Below are 15,117 nucleotides of genomic sequence, written 5' to 3' on the forward strand. Positions count from 1 at the left end.
GGAGGTGCCGGGCTTGTGGAAGGGCTCCTTCCGTTCCGCGCTTAAAGTCCGACGGCGGCCCGCCCCTTGCGTGCGCAAGGTGCGTGCCGCCGTCGGGCGTGAGAGAGACTAGCCGGTGATGCCGGCCTGGCGTTCGGCCGCTTCGACCACGTTGGTCATCAGCAGCGCCACGGTCATGGGGCCGACGCCCCCGGGGTTCGGCGAAACCCAGCCGGCTACCTCGGCAGCGGCCGGTTCGATGTCGCCATGGACCCTGCTCTTGCCCGTCTCCGGGTCGGTTTCCCGGGTGACTCCGACGTCCAGCAGGGCCGCGCCGGGCTTCACGTCCGTAGCCTTCACGATGTGCTTGGCACCGGCCGCGCCCACAATAACGTCCGCCTGCCGGAGCAGCTCGGAGAGGTTTTTCGTGCCGGTGTGCGTCAGGGTCACGGTGGCGTTCACGGCCCGCCGCGTGAGCAGCAGCCCGATGGAGCGGCCGATGGTAACCCCACGGCCTACCACCACAACATGCTTGCCTGAAAGGCTGTAGCCGTTGCGCTCCAGGAGCTCGATGACGCCGCGGGGCGTGCACGGCAGCGGCGAGGTGATCTCCCCGTTGACGTTGAGCACCAGGCGGCCGAGGTTGGTCGGGTGCAGGCCGTCGGCATCCTTGGCGGGGTCAATCCGCTCGAGGATGGCGTCGGTATCCAGGTGCTTGGGCAGCGGCAGCTGCACGATGTACCCGTGGCAGGCGGGGTCCGCATTGAGTTCGTCAATGAGGTCCTCGACCTGGGCTTGGGTGGCATCTGCAGGCAGCTCGCGCTGGATCGAGTTCATCCCGATCTCCACGGACTGCTTGTGCTTCATGGACACATACAGCTGGGAGGCGGGGTCCGCCCCCACGAGCACGGTGGCGATCCCGGGCGTGACGCCGCGGGCCTTCAGGGCTGCGACACGGTCTTTCAGCTCGGACTTGATGGCGGCAGCGGCTGCCCTGCCGTCAAGGATCTTTGCGGTCTGCGTGGTTTCAGTCACTTATTACCACTGCTCGTGCTGCGGGTACAGCGGGAAGTCGGCGGCCAGCTTGTCCACGCGTGCCTGCAGGGACTCGACGTCGGCGCTGCTGCCTGCCTTGAGGGCGGTGGCAATGATCTCGGCGACCTCGGTGAACTCGGCGGCGCCGAATCCGCGGGTGGCCAGGGCCGGGGTGCCGATGCGCAGGCCGGAGGTGACCATCGGCGGGCGGGGGTCGAAAGGCACGGCGTTGCGGTTGACCGTGATGCCCACGGAGTGCAGGAGGTCCTCGGCCTGCTGGCCGTCCAGCTGGGAGTTGCGCAGGTCAACAAGGACCAGGTGCACGTCGGTGCCGCCGGTGAGAACGGACACTCCGGCTTCGGCAACGTCTGCCTGGTTCAGGCGGTCGGCGATGATCTTTGCGCCTTCCAGGACGCGCTCCTGTCGCTCCTTGAATTCCTGGGTGCCGGCGATCTTGAAGGCCACGGCCTTGGCGGCGATGACGTGCATGAGCGGGCCGCCCTGCTGGCCCGGGAACACGTTGGAGTTCAGCTTCTTGGCCCACTCCTGCTTGGCCAGGATCACACCGGAACGGGGACCGGCGAGGGTCTTGTGCACGGTGGAGGTGACAACGTCGGAGTGCGGGACCGGGCTGGGGTGCAGGCCTGCGGCCACCAGGCCGGCGAAGTGTGCCATGTCGGTCCAGAGGAGGGCGCCCACTTCATCGGCGATGGCGCGGAAGGCTGCGAAGTCAAGGTGGCGCGGGTAGGCGGACCAGCCGGCGATGATGACCTGGGGCTTCTCCGCGATGGCCTGCTCGCGAAGCTTGTCCATGTCCACGCGGAAAGTGTCTTCTTCCACCTGGTAGGCAGCCACGTTGTAGAGCTTGCCGGAGAAGTTCAGTTTCATGCCGTGGGTCAGGTGGCCGCCGTGGGCCAGGGACAGGCCCAGGATCTTGTCGCCGGGGGTGATCATGGCGGAGAGGGCTGCGGCGTTGGCCTGCGCGCCGGAGTGCGGCTGGACGTTGGCGTACTCGGCGCCGAAGAGTGCCTTGACCCGGTCGATGGCCAGCTGCTCTGCGACGTCGACGTACTCGCAGCCGCCGTAGTAGCGGCGGCCCGGGTAGCCCTCCGCGTACTTGTTGGTGAGGACGGAGCCCTGGGCTTCCATCACGGCGCGGGGCGCGAAGTTTTCGGAGGCAATCATTTCCAGGGTGCCGCGCTGGCGGCCGAGCTCCTGGTTGAGGACTGCGGCGATTTCGGGGTCGAGCTCGGCCAGCGGCTGGTTGCTGACGGCTGTGGTTGAGGTGGCTGTAGTAGTCACGGAAAACTCCTGGCTAGGGATGTGGGCACTGCTTAGGTCAGGCTACCGGCTGGCGCACTCTCGTACCGCGTCGGTGACAGGGCGTGAAAGCGCAGGGCATGGCGCTGCAGCACTGACGCAGTGCAGCCCCACTTCCGGCAAGACATGACCCTCGGCCCAGGCGTACGATCCGTGGTCTTCGTGATTGCCGCTCCCTGGTGGTTAGCCACCCAACGCCAGTTGCGACGCTTCCAGCGTATCAAAACCGGCGCCCGGTGCGCGGGTAGGCTTGTACGCGTGAACGAAGAGCTGCTGAACCAAGCGTACGTAGTAACCCTGTCCTGCCCGGACCGTCCCGGAATTGTCCACGCGGTGGCCGGTGCCCTGCTGGTGGCAGGCTGCAACATTACGGACTCGCAGCAGTACGGCAGCCCCGCCACGGGCAACTTCTTCATGCGGGTGGAAGTGACCACGCCTGCCTCCGCCTCCGGGCTTCGCGGGGCCCTGGAGCCCGTGGCCGAGGCCTTCGGCATGCAGTGGAGCCTCAACGCCGTAGGCCAGAAAGTACGGACCCTGGTGATGGCCAGCACCTCCGCCCACTGCCTGAACGACCTGCTCTTCCAGCAGCGCTCCGGCACCTTGCCCGTTGAGATTCCTGCCATCGTGTCCAACCACCAGGACCTGGCCGGGCTGGCCGAGTTCTACGGCATCCCGTTCCATTACATCCCCGTGACCAAAGACACCAAGGTCCAGGCTGAGGATAAGCTGCGCGCCATCATTGCCGAACACGACATTGAGCTGACGGTCCTGGCCCGGTACATGCAGATCCTGTCCGACGAGCTCTGCACCGAGCTGACCGGCAAGGCCATCAACATCCACCACTCATTCCTGCCGTCCTTCAAGGGCGCCAAGCCGTACCACCAGGCGCACGCCCGCGGCGTGAAGCTGATCGGCGCCACGGCCCACTACGTGACGGCGGCGCTGGACGAGGGCCCCATCATCGAGCAGGAAGTCATCCGCGTTGACCACGCCCGGACTCCGGAGCAGTTCGTCCAGATGGGCCGCGATGTGGAGGGCCGCACGCTGGTCCAGGCCGTGCAGTGGCACGCAGAGCACCGGGTACTGCTGGACGGCAACCGGACAGTGGTCTTCAACTAGCACTCCAGCAACCGGGGGCCGGGGGCGGACATCATGCAGGGCATTCCGGAGCACGCCGACCACGAGGCCGACCTTGCCGTGTTCTATGACCGGGCGGCAGCTGCTGGCAGTACCCGGGCCATGACCCCGCACCGTGTCCAGTGCCGCGACCGGTTCATCCGACTGCTGAAGGATGAACACCGGCACTCGCTGTTCGAGCTCGGGTGCGGCACCGGCGTTGAAGGCCTGGAGTTCGTGCGTGCCGGCCTGCATTACACCGGGGTTGACCTGTCAAGTGAGAGCGTCCGTCTGGCACGCGGCAGGGGCCTCGACGTAAGCGTGGCCACCGGCCGGAGCCTGCCCTTCCCGGCCAACTCGTTTTCCGCGGTGTGGACCATGAGCACGCTCCTGCACGTTCCCAACAGCCGGATCCACGACGTCGTCAGCGAGTTGGTGCGGGTCAGCGCACCGGGCGCGCCGATCGCCGTCGGACTGTGGTCCGGGAACGATGAGGAAGTCCTGAACCCGGAGGACGACGAGGAGCCGCGCCGGTTTTTCAGCCGGCGCAGTGATGAGACCGTCCGGCGGATCTTCGGCGAACACGGCGAGGTGGAGCACTTCCAGACCTGGCCGGAGGGTACCGGTGACGAGTCAGGCCCGGGCCGGGGCGCCTGGAAGCAGCATTACCAGTTCCTGGTCTTGCGAACCCCTGAACCCAAGTAGGTAGCGCGAAGTGTCGTTTTGAACCCTCAAAACGACAGATGGCGCTACTTGGTTGGACCGGAAGGGGATGCCCTAGGCTGGGCCCATGGCTCCCCTGTACCCCTTCGCCGGCAACTCGCCCGCCGTCCACGATTCAGCTTTCGTCGCGCCCACTGCCTCGATCATCGGCAACGCCACCTTGGGCCCCGAATCGAGCGCCTTTTACGGCGTCTCCGTCCGGGCCGACACCGCGGCCATCACCGTGGGTGCGGGCAGCAACCTGCAGGACAACGTGGTGCTGCACGCCGATCCCGGCTTCCCCTGCACGGTGGGCGAACGGGTCAGCGTGGGGCACGCCGCCGTCGTGCATGGCTGCACGGTGGAGGACGACTGCCTCATCGGCATGGGCGCAACCGTCCTCAACGGCGCAGTGATCGGCACCGGCTCGCTCGTGGCGGCCGGCGCCGTCGTCCTGGAGGGCACGGTTGTGCCGCCCCGCTCACTGGTGGCCGGCGTTCCCGGCAAGGTGCGCCGCGAACTGACCGACGAGGAGTACGACGGCGTACGCGCCAACGCTTCCCGGTACGTTGAGCTGGCCGCAGCGCACCGGGAGCTGCACTCCTAGTCCAACGAGATGGGCCCGATCGCGTCCAGCAGGTCGCCCGGTCCCGGGTTGCCCGGTGCGGAAGAGCCGCCCAGGTGGTTTACGACGCCCCACACTGCGTTTAGGCCAGTGGTCACTGCCCCTTCGGCCCAGCCGGCGGTGAAGGACACGTCGTCGCCGGCCAGGAAGATGCCGCGCTGGGATTCGGGCAGGGCATCCTGCTTGAAGTGCGTGAAGAGCCGCTGCTGGTAGCGGTAGTGTCCCGGCAGGTTGGCCTTGAAGGCGCCCATGAAGTTGGGATCCGCTTCCCAGGACACGGTGATGGGCTGGCCCACGATGTGGCTGGCGATGTCCACGCCGGGGTAGATCTGCTCGAGCGAGTGCAGCATCAGTTCCACGCGCTCATCGGCGTCCAGCGCGAGCCACTTCAGGGCGTCGTCGTTCCATGTGTAGGACAGCAGGATGACGGCGGGCTGGTCCGGCCCGTTGTCCAGCAGGTACGTCGCCCGGTTGAGGCGGTCCGTCAGGGTCATGGACAGGACCTCGTTGCCGGTCTCCGGATCGATGTCCTTCCAGAACGGCCGGTCCACCATCACGAAGGTCTTGGAGGACTGCATGTAGTGCGAGCGCTCGATGGCGGTCCACAGCTCGGCCGGGAACAGGGCCTCCTCGGTGTGGATCCGGGTGGACAGCAGCCAGGACTGGCACGTGGTCACCACGGCGGGGTAGCTGGCTTCGCGGCCCCAGCGTTCACGGACCCGCAGGTTCCCGTCCGGCTCCCGGCTGATTTTCCCGACGGCGCCACGGGGTGACCCGGAGTGCAGTGAGGACAGGGACGTTCCCTCCGGCCAGTGGCGCATGTCCGACGGCGAATGCTGCCAGAGTGCCTCGGGCAGCCTTTGCGCTCCCCCGCTGATGAGGCGGTGCTGGTCGTCTGCGTCCGTATAGACCACGCGCAGGATCTCCAGGATGGAATTGGGGAAGTCGGTGTCCCATCCGCCGGTGCCGAAGCCAACCTGTCCGAACGCTTCGCGGTGCGCAAACCCCGCCTTCTTAAAAGACTCGCTGGCGGCGATGAACCCGTAGAAGGTCTGCTCGTCCATCAGCGGCAGCAGTTCGTTCCAGAGTTCCTTGATCCGGGCCGTGTCCCGGGCACGGATGGCATCCTGCATCTCCGCGAACTTGGCACCGTCATTGACGGCCGCCTTCCAGGCGTCCGCAACCTCCCGGAAGAACGGCGGAAGATCGCTCGGCTTTTCCGCATAGTGCTTCTGCCCGGCCAGTTCGATCACGGTACTGGAGGTGGCGTCGGCGAGCGGGTTGGGGAATTCCTGGGTGTCCAGGCCCAGCAGGTCCACGTAGTGGTAGAAGGCCCTGCCGGAGACCGGGAAGCGCATGCCGCCCAGGTCCGCCACCACACCCGGCGCGGCGGGGAACGCGGCCGTGCGGAGGCGCCCGCCGATCCGGTCGGCTTCGTACACCACCGGCCGCAGTCCCAGCTTCATCAGTTCATACGCCGTGACCAGGCCGGACAGTCCCGCACCAATAACGGCAACCTCGGTTCCGAGCAGCTCGGCCGGCAGCGAGCCCAGCCCGTCCGGGTGTGCCAGGTAGTGGTCGTAGCTGAAGGGAAAGTCCGGGTTGAGCATGGTGATGGGTGCCGTCTGCTCTCCGGGACGCCGGCCAGGCGCGCCCGGCGCCAGGGTGGAGGTACTGGACGGATCGGAGGCCGGAAGTTCGGTGGCGATGGTCATGGAGGTGTCTGCCTTTGTTGGTTCGGGGCGTCGATGGGTTGCTGTGGAGGGTCAGGACTTGGAGGCTTGGGGCGTGGCGGGTTGGGTCGTGGCGGACCGGGCGGACAACTCAAGGTATTCCTCGTTGCCCAGCGCCGCCACCCTGGAGTTCCGGCGTCCGTAGCCGAAGTAGGCGGCCAGGCCCACCAGCATCCAGATAGCGAAGGTCATCCAGGTGTCGGCTCCGAGGTTTGCCATGAGGTAGCCGCACATCAGGGCGCCGAGAATCGGCGTGAGCGGGAAGAACGGCACCCGGAAGGTCCGCTCCAGTTCCGGACGCGTCCGGCGGAGGTAGATGACCGCAACATTCACCAAGGCGAACGCGAACAGGGTGCCGATGCTGGTGGCATCCGCCAGTGCGCCCAGCGGGACCAGTCCGGCGGTGAGCGCGACGGCGGTTCCCACCAGGAGCGTACCGGCCACCGGGGTGCCGGTCCGGCGGGAGACGCGGCCGAAGATCGCGGGGATGAGGCCGTCGCGGGCCATGGACAACAGGATGCGGGTCTGGCCGTAGAGGACCGTCAGGACGATGCTGGCGATGGCGAGGACGGCGCCGACCGCGAAGACCAGGGCAATCCAGGGCTGTCCGGTTGTCTCTTCCAGGATCTTCACCAGGGCCGCTTCGGTTCCGTCGAACCAGCCCCAGGGGCGGGCGCCGATCGCGGCCACGGCCACCAGGACGTAGATGGTGGTGACGATCAGCATGGAGAGCATGATGGCGCGCGGCAGGTCCCGCTTGGGGTTGCGTGCTTCTTCGCCCGCGGTGGAGGCGGCGTCGAAGCCGATGTAGGAGAAGAAGACGCGTGAAGCTGCGGCCGAGACGCCGGCGGCTCCCATGGGCAGCAGCGGTTCGAAGTTTCCGGCGTTGAAGGCGCTGAAGGCGACGGCACAGAAGAAGAGCAGGATTCCTACCTTGACCACCACGATGGAGGTGTTGATCCAGGCGCTCTCCTTGGCGCCCCGGACCAGGAGGACGGTGGCAAGCACCACGATCACCATGGCGGGGATGTTGACCATTCCGCCGTCGCCCGGCGGCTGGGAGAAGGCGTCCGGCAGCACCGAGCCGAACACGGACAGGGCTTCGTTCACGTACTGTCCGGCGCCGACAGCAACGGCCGCAACGGACACTGCATATTCCAGCACCAGGCACCAGCCGCAGATCCATGCCATCCCCTCGCCCATGGTGGCGTAGGTGTAGGAGTAGCTTGAGCCCGACACCGGAACCAGTCCCGCCATCTCGGCGTAGGAGACCGCTGACAGCAGGGCAGCGAGGCCGGCGATGGCGAAGGAGATCCAGATGGCAGGTCCCGCCAGCGGGACGGATTCGCCCAGGATCACCAGGATGCCGGTGCCCAGCGTCGCACCCACGGAGATCATGGTCAGCTGCAGGACGCCAAAGCTCCGGACCAGGCGGGGCCCGCCCTGGCTGGACTCAGCCTCGCTGACCATTTGGGCGATCGGTTTGCGGCGCAGCAACTGAGCGCCGAGGGTGGGACGGCCGGCCGGGCGGGCCGGAGCCTGGCCGGAGAGTGTAGGCACAGTCATCGTTGACGTCCGTTCGTGTCGGTGAGTGGTTGAACTGGTTTCCCCTCCCCCAGCGTAGGGGTGTGAGCCGTATCTCAGAGGTGTGCAAAGTGACCTATAGTCATTGGTCATGAGACGCAATGCACCAGCCATCAGTGCCCCCGCCGATGATTCGGCCCCTCAGCTGGATGCAGTGACACTGGGACAGTTCCTGGCCGCGCTGCCTCCGGCGGTGGCCGTTGTGCACGATGCCGGCAACGGCCACACTCCGCTGCGCTGGGTGGAGCCGAGCGAGCTGGAAGATCCCACGCCGTACCTGCTGGACGGGGAGTTTGTGCTGACGGCCGGCCTGCCTTTCCGCGGCGGCAGCAATGGAAGGAACGACGGCGGCGGCACCGCAGGCAGCGAGCACGGCAGGAGCCGCGCCAGCGGGGCCGACGCCTACGTCCGCCGGCTTGTCGCTGCCGGGGTTGCAGCACTGGGGTTCGGCCTGGAACCCTACTACGATGCTGTGCCCGGCGATCTTGTGGCCGCGTGCCGGGAGCATGGCCTCACCCTGGTCGAAGTGCCCGCCAGCGTCCCGTTCGCGGCCCTCGGACTCGAGTTCTCCAAGCTGCTGGAATCCGGCAACGCCCAGGTGTTCAGGCAGCTGGCAGAAACCAACCGGCACCTGATGCGGGCCGTCCTTTCGGCCCGGCCCGAGCATGAGCTGCTGGCGGCCCTGAACCAGCGGGTTCCGGTGTGGGCTGTCCTGGCCGGCGCCGACGGAAGGGCGCGCGCCCGGGCGGGTGCCGCCGTCGAACTTTCCGCACTCCAGCCCCTGCTTAAGAGGCTCCTGGCGGGAAGCGGCCCGCGCGTTGAAACAGAGGCATTCGATATACCCGGCTCGGCGCTGGTGTTCGGCCATCCCCTGCGGAGCAGCAGGGACGCAACGCTCGGCGGCCTGGTGCTGGGCGCGGACAAGCCGCTCACCCCCGCCCAGAACAACGTGGTCTCCTCTGTGGTTGGCCTGTTGGAACTCCTGGTCCGGCAGCGGACCAGCGGTTCGCTGGCGCCGAGCCAGCTGGCCACCGCCTTGCTGCTGCACCCCGAAAGCCTGGCCGGGGGCAACAACAGGGAGCTGAACGCCATGAGGGATCTGTTGGCGCAAAGTGTTTCCGGAACCCGGACCGGGCCGGTCCGGGTGGTGCAGGGCATCCGGACTGATCCTGCAGCTGCCGCCGACGGGCCGGTCCGGGAGCTGCTCCAGTGGCGGCGGCTGTTCGACACGAAGATGGTGGAGCTGACGGGGTACGGGTTCGCTGCGGTAACGCGGCTGAAGGTGGATGAGCAGCTGCTGGCGGAGGTGGAGCAGCTGGGCTGGCGGCTCGTGGTCGGGCAGCCCGCGGAACTCCCGGGTCTTGCCGCGGCCTACCGCAGTGCCACGGCGCTGCGCCCCAGGGTCTCGGCTACCGGCAAGTCTGTGCGGGAAGAGGAACTGACGTGGTCCGTCACTGGCTTACTGGGCGGCGATGCCGGCGCCATGCTGGCCGCCCGGCTCCTGGCACCGGTTCTGGACCAGGAGCCCGACCGTCGGGACTCCCAGCTCCAGGTCCTTCGGTCCTGGCTGGCCGCCAACGGTAACTGGGACGCCACGGCAAAGGACCTGGGCCTGCACCGGAACAGCGTCCGCCGCCAGATCAATGCCCTGGCGGAGCTCCTGGACATGGACCTGGGGCAGGCGTCAGCCCGGGCCGAGTTGTGGATTGCCCTGCAGTTTGTCGACGCCGCAGCGCCTGCGGATGAGGTGGCGGGCGGCGGTCAGGCGTCCCAGGACCGGTAGAGGTCCGGGCGGCGCTCGGCCAGGTACGGCACGGTGGTCCGCTCACGCCGGGCGGCATCCGGGTCCACCTCGGCGAAGAGCAGCTCAGGCGCTTCCCCGGCTGCGGCCAGCAGCTTCCCGTCCGGACCGGCGATCACGCTGCCGCCCAGGAAACGGCAGTCATCCTCAATCCCTGAGTGGTTGGCGTAGGCGATGGTGACCTGGCTTTCGAGCGCCCTGGCCCGCAGCAGCACCTGGGGAACGTCGTCGAATCCGTGGGCCAGGGCTGTGGGGACCAGCAGCAGTTCAGCGCCGCCCGCAGCCGCGGCACGCACGGCTTCGGGAAACTCCACGTCATAACAAATCACCATCGACGTCGGTATCCCATGGAAGTGCACGACGGCGGGGCGTTCCGTTGCCGGGGTAAAGGCCGCCCTTTCATCCGGGCCAAACAGGTGAACCTTGCCGTAGCTGAGCAGGCTGCTGCCATCGGTATCCACAAGAGTGGCGCTGATCTGCCAGTCCCCCTCAGGGGTGATGCGGGGAAGGCTGTACACCAGCGCGATGCTGTTTCGGCGGGCGATGTCCGCGAGCCGTTCGTGGAGCACCGGCAGGAGTGCCGGATCCAGCCCGGCCCGGACGCGGCGCGGAGCGTATCCCACCGGGAAGAGCTCCGGGGTTACCAGGACTTCAGCGCCGGCCGCTGACGCGGAGCGGGCAGCGGCGTCAATGACGGAACAATTGGCTTCGGGATCAAGGACCGCGGCGTTCGCCTGCAGGAGTGCCAGCAGCACTGCTACCACCTTCCGTCGTTGGGGCGGCCCCTCGCCGGGGCCTTACAACCAGCGTAGCCAGCGGCCGCGACGCTTTTCGGGGCCATTTGCACCTCACTTGCCGGATAGCTGGCCACATTGTCCCGGCGCCCATCACCGGCCATGGCATGCCTTATGCGTTAACTTCTTGACTCCAAGGTGAGCGATAGGGCAATCTTCTTAGCATGTCCGCAACCCCGCGCTCAACGAGGAGCAAGCCGAAAAATCCCGGTTCACAGTCCGCCTTGCGGCAGCTGAACCAGCAACGGATTATCGAGACCCTCATGGGCGGACCCTCCACCCAGGCCGAGCTGGCCAGGCAGACGGGACTCTCCACCGCCACCGTCTCCAACATCGTCAAAATCATGCTGGATTCCGGACTGGCCTCCACCGAACCGATCACCAGCTCGGGCCGGAGGGCACTCAACGTCAGGCTCAACAGCAACGGGGCGGTGGCTGTGGGAATCGACTTCGGCCGGCGCCACCTCCGGGTGGTGCTGGCTTCCCTGAGCTACCACGTCATTGCGGAGGAATCCGTCATGCTCCCCCTCGGCCACCAGGCAGAAGAGGGCATTCAGGCGTCGGTGGTCCTGCTGGACAAACTGCTGCGCGAAAGTGGCATTGACCGGTCGGCCGTGGTGGGTGCCGGCGTCGGAATTCCCGGGCCGATCGACAGGCGGACGGGGACGGTTGCGCAGGGTGCCATCCTTCCTGAGTGGGTGGGGATCAACATCCTCCAGTACCTTGAGGAAACCTTGAGAATCCCCGTGTTTATTGACAACGACGCCAACCTGGGCGCGTGGTCCGAGGTGACCTGGGGGCAGCACACCGGGGTCAGCAACCTGCTGTTCCTGAAGATCGGATCAGGCATCGGTGCGGGCTTGATCCTCAACGGCGCCCCCTACTACGGGAACGTCGGCATCACCGGTGAAATCGGCCATGCAACCATCCATGAACAGGGCCTCGTGTGCCGATGCGGCAACCGCGGCTGCCTGGAAACCATCGCCTCCACCACCACCATGATCGAACTCCTCAGCCGCGGCGAGGACCGGCCACTCACGCCTGCGGACATCGTCAGGAAAGCCCTCAGCCGGGACCCTGCCACGCTCCGCGTCGTGGACGACGCAGGCCTCTCTGTCGGCCGCGCCCTGGGCAACGTGGCCAACCTCATCAACCCTGAAGTGATCGTGGTGGGAGGACCGCTGGCCGGGCTCGGCGACCTCCTGCTGGAGCCCATCCGCCGCGGCCTGGTCCGGCATGCCGTCCCCGTCATCGGGGAGACCACAACACTCACCATGTCCTCCCTGGGAGACCGTGCGGAGGCCTTGGGCGCCGCGGCCCTGGTCTTCCAGCACGCCGGGATCCGGAAGACCTAGACCGTTTCGTTATCCAGCAATTGCGTTAAAGACTTGACGACAACGGCTGTGATCCAGTTTACTTTTGGATCAGACGGCCCTGCGCTTTGCCGGCCGGACAAAGAAGTCATTGCATTGGAGGGTTAGGGCATATGGCGTCCCAGACCACGCAAACGGAACCGATCATCCTGGAGATGCGGTCCATCACCAAGGAATTCCCCGGCGTCAAAGCGTTGGACAACGTGAGCCTGCGGGTAAAGGCTGGCGAGATCCACGCGATCTGCGGCGAGAACGGTGCCGGCAAGTCCACCCTGATGAAGGTTCTTTCCGGCGTGTACCCGTACGGAAGCTACGACGGCGACATCGTCTACCAGAACCAGGTGCAGCAGTTCCGGGATATCAGGGCCAGCGAACACGCCGGCATCGTGATCATCCACCAGGAACTGGCGTTGATCCCGGAACTCTCCATCATGGAGAACATCTTCCTGGGTAACGAACCCACCAAGCGGGGTGTCATCAACTGGGCCGAAGCCCGCCTGCGGTCCCTTGACCTGCTGGCCCGCGTGGGCCTCCGTGAGGACCCGGACACCCCCATCAAGGAAATCGGCGTCGGCAAGCAGCAGCTGGTCGAAATCGCCAAGGCCTTGAACAAGTCCGTGAAAATCCTCATCCTGGACGAGCCCACCGCCGCGCTGAACGAATCCGATTCCCAGCACCTGCTGGACCTGATGCTCGGCCTGAAGGCCAAGGGCATTACGTCCATCATCATTTCGCACAAGCTCAACGAGATCGAGCAGATCGCAGACTCCATCACCATCATCCGGGACGGCAAGTCCATCGAGACGCTGAACGTGAAGGCTGACGGGGTGGATGAGGACCGGATCATCAAGGGCATGGTGGGCCGCACACTGGAATCACGCTTCCCGGACCACACGCCCAAGATCGGAGAAGTGTTCTTCGAGGTCAAGGACTGGACCGTGGCCCACCCCAACGTCCAGGACCGCCTAGTCTGCAAAAACTCCAGCTTCTTCGTCCGCCGTGGTGAAATCGTTGGCTTTGCAGGGCTCATGGGTGCCGGCCGCACCGAACTGGCCCGGTCAGTCTTCGGCCGTTCCTACGGCCGTTTCATCAACGGCCATATCTACAAGGACGGCAAGGAGATCACGCTCAAGTCGGTCCGCCAGGCCATCGACGCCGGCCTTGGTTACGTTACGGAGGACCGCAAGTCCCTGGGACTGAACCTTCTGGATGACATCAAGACCACCACCGTGGCGGCCAACCTGCGCAAAATCAGCCGCAACTCCGTGGTGGACCCGAACCAGGAATTCACGGTGGCGGAGCAGTACCGCAAGTCGCTCCGGACCAAGACCCCCTCGGTTGAGGAAGGCGTGGCCAAGCTCTCCGGCGGCAACCAGCAGAAGGTGGTCCTCGCCAAATGGATGTTCACGGATCCCGACCTGCTGATCCTGGACGAGCCGACCCGCGGCATCGACGTCGGGGCCAAGTACGAGATCTACGGCATCATCCAGCAGCTCGCCAACCAGGGCAAGGGAGTGATCGTCATCTCCTCGGAGCTCCCCGAACTCCTGGGCCTCTCGGACCGCATCTACACGATCTTCGAAGGCGCCGTTACCGGTGTCCTGACCAAAGAAGAGGCCAGCCAGGAAAGCCTGATGAAACTGATGACCTCTGCCCGCAAAGCCGAAGCCGCCTGACCCTCTGGATCACTCCAGAACCTTCCGGACACAAGGACTGACACCATGAACGCCCTCAAAAAGCTGTTTGGCGGCAACACCCGCCAATTCGGCATGATCTTCGCCCTGGTTGCACTGATCATCTTCTTCCAGATCGCCACCGACGGCCGCACCCTCACCCCCGGCAACGTCATCAACCTCTTCAACGGCAACTCCTACATCCTGATCCTGGCCATCGGCATGGTCCTGGTGATTATCGCCGGGCACATCGACCTCTCCGTGGGTTCCGTGGCCGCGTTCGTGGGGGTAACCGTTGCCCTGGCCATCCGCGACTGGGGCATCCCCTGGTACGCGGGCGTCCTGCTGGGGCTGTTGCTTGGTGCGCTGATCGGAGCCTGGCAAGGCTGGTGGACGGCGTACGTGGGAATCCCGGCCTTCATCGTGACGCTGGCCGGCATGCTCCTGTTCCGCGGCTTCAACCAGTTCGTGGGCAAGTCCAACACCATCCCGGTCCCCAACGACTTCCAGTACCTGGGCGCCGGTTACCTCCCTGAGGTGGGACCCGACACCGGATTCAACAACCTCACGCTCCTGCTGGGCATCGCCGCCACCGCATTTGTCGTGGTCGGCGAACTCCGCTCCCGGGCACGTGCCAAGGCTCTCGGTGCCGAAGTCCCCGAAATGTGGGTGACTGCCCTCAAGCTGGTCCTGATCGGCGGCGCCATCCTCTACGCCACATACCTGTTCGCCACCGGCCGCCCGGGCACCTCCTTCCCCATCCCCGGCCTGATCCTCGCGGTCCTGGTCCTGGTCTATGGCTTCATCTCCTCCCGCACCATCCTCGGCCGCCACGTCTACGCGGTCGGCGGCAACCGCCACGCGGCCGAACTCTCCGGCGTCCAGTCCAAAAAGGTCAACTTCCTGGTCATGATGAACATGTCCATCCTGGCCGGCCTCGCGGGCATGATCTTCGTCGGCCGCTCCACCGCATCAGGCCCGTTCGACGGCGTCGGCTGGGAACTGGACGCCATCGCCGCAGTCTTCATCGGCGGCGCCGCCGTCACCGGCGGCGTGGGCACCGTAGTGGGGTCCATCATCGGTGGCCTGGTGATGGCTGTGCTGAACAACGGCCTGCAGCTCCTCGGCATCGGCGCCGACCTCACCCAGATCATCAAGGGCCTCGTGCTCCTGATCGCCGTCGCCTTCGACGTCTACAACAAGAGCCAAGGCAAAAAGTCGCTCATCGGCATGCTGATGAAGAACATCGGCGGCGGCCGTGCCGGCGGCGGACCCAGCAACCCGCTTCAGCCCGACGAGACCACCTCCACCAAGGAAGCCATCGCCAGGGAAGCCTGAGCCGTGCAGCCTGAACAGCGTTACACCACCACAGAGAAAGAGAA

The 15,117-nt window shown here is 66.1% G+C and carries 12 protein-coding genes; 7 read left to right on the plus strand and 5 right to left on the minus strand.

The window, feature by feature from the left end:
* Positions 1-108: 108 nt before the first annotated feature.
* Complete coding sequence (locus DXK94_RS07070; protein WP_115524402.1) at positions 109-1,014, minus strand: bifunctional methylenetetrahydrofolate dehydrogenase/methenyltetrahydrofolate cyclohydrolase; 906 nt, start codon at positions 1,012-1,014, stop codon at positions 109-111.
* Positions 1,015-1,017: 3 nt separating this feature from the next.
* Complete coding sequence (gene glyA / locus DXK94_RS07075; protein ID WP_115524403.1) at positions 1,018-2,316, minus strand: serine hydroxymethyltransferase; 1,299 nt, start codon at positions 2,314-2,316, stop codon at positions 1,018-1,020.
* A 276-nt stretch (positions 2,317-2,592) separates the two neighbouring features.
* On the opposite strand from glyA, the gene purU reads away from it, so the two are divergent.
* The 3 genes from purU to DXK94_RS07090 all read left to right on the plus strand — a co-directional run bounded on the left by purU (position 2,593) and on the right by DXK94_RS07090 (position 4,759).
* Positions 2,593-3,453, plus strand: a complete 861-nt coding sequence (gene purU, locus DXK94_RS07080; RefSeq protein ID WP_115524404.1) for a formyltetrahydrofolate deformylase — start codon at positions 2,593-2,595, stop codon at positions 3,451-3,453.
* Positions 3,454-3,486: 33 nt separating this feature from the next.
* Entirely contained in the window at positions 3,487-4,155 is a 669-nt protein-coding gene (locus DXK94_RS07085) for a class I SAM-dependent methyltransferase (protein WP_115524405.1), read from the plus strand.
* Positions 4,156-4,240: 85 nt separating this feature from the next.
* Complete coding sequence (locus DXK94_RS07090) at positions 4,241-4,759, plus strand: gamma carbonic anhydrase family protein (RefSeq protein ID WP_115524406.1); 519 nt, start codon at positions 4,241-4,243, stop codon at positions 4,757-4,759.
* Here the strand turns inward: DXK94_RS07090 and DXK94_RS07095 are convergent.
* Both DXK94_RS07095 and DXK94_RS07100 read right to left on the minus strand, forming a co-directional pair.
* The gene (locus tag DXK94_RS07095; protein WP_181884756.1) at positions 4,756-6,492 is read right to left on the minus strand and encodes an NAD(P)/FAD-dependent oxidoreductase; all 1,737 of its coding nucleotides are present in this window, start codon (positions 6,490-6,492) and stop codon (positions 4,756-4,758) included. The two genes, DXK94_RS07090 and DXK94_RS07095, sit on opposite strands and share 4 nt — an antisense overlap.
* Before the next feature lie 51 nt (positions 6,493-6,543).
* Positions 6,544-8,076: an amino acid permease gene (locus DXK94_RS07100; RefSeq protein ID WP_115524407.1), complete on the minus strand. Its 1,533-nt coding sequence runs from the start codon at positions 8,074-8,076 to the stop codon at positions 6,544-6,546.
* 109 nt (positions 8,077-8,185) lie between these two features.
* Here DXK94_RS07100 and DXK94_RS07105 point away from each other — a divergent pair, with 109 nt between their 5' ends.
* Positions 8,186-9,877 (plus strand): PucR family transcriptional regulator, encoded by a 1,692-nt coding sequence (locus DXK94_RS07105; RefSeq protein ID WP_115524408.1) that lies wholly within the window; start codon positions 8,186-8,188, stop codon positions 9,875-9,877.
* Here the strand turns inward: DXK94_RS07105 and DXK94_RS07110 are convergent.
* Complete coding sequence (locus DXK94_RS07110; RefSeq protein WP_115524409.1) at positions 9,856-10,650, minus strand: nitrilase-related carbon-nitrogen hydrolase; 795 nt, start codon at positions 10,648-10,650, stop codon at positions 9,856-9,858. The genes DXK94_RS07105 and DXK94_RS07110 overlap by 22 nt on opposite strands.
* Positions 10,651-10,853: 203 nt before the next feature.
* On the opposite strand from DXK94_RS07110, the gene DXK94_RS07115 reads away from it, so the two are divergent.
* From DXK94_RS07115 to mmsB, 3 genes are all read left to right on the plus strand, one after another.
* Positions 10,854-12,044, plus strand: coding sequence for an ROK family transcriptional regulator (locus DXK94_RS07115; protein WP_115524410.1), 1,191 nt, complete (start codon positions 10,854-10,856; stop codon positions 12,042-12,044).
* A gap of 131 nt (positions 12,045-12,175) precedes the next feature.
* A complete protein-coding gene (gene mmsA / locus DXK94_RS07120) occupies positions 12,176-13,738 on the plus strand; it encodes a multiple monosaccharide ABC transporter ATP-binding protein (RefSeq protein WP_115524411.1) in 1,563 nt (520 codons plus the stop codon).
* 45 nt (positions 13,739-13,783) lie between these two features.
* On the plus strand, positions 13,784-15,073 hold the full coding sequence (mmsB, locus tag DXK94_RS07125; RefSeq protein WP_115524412.1) for a multiple monosaccharide ABC transporter permease: 1,290 nt from the start codon (positions 13,784-13,786) through the stop codon (positions 15,071-15,073).
* The last annotated feature ends 44 nt before the right edge of the window (positions 15,074-15,117 follow it).

This window comes from Arthrobacter sp. RT-1 (genome assembly GCF_003367205.1).
Taxonomy (GTDB): Bacteria; Actinomycetota; Actinomycetes; order Actinomycetales; family Micrococcaceae; genus Arthrobacter.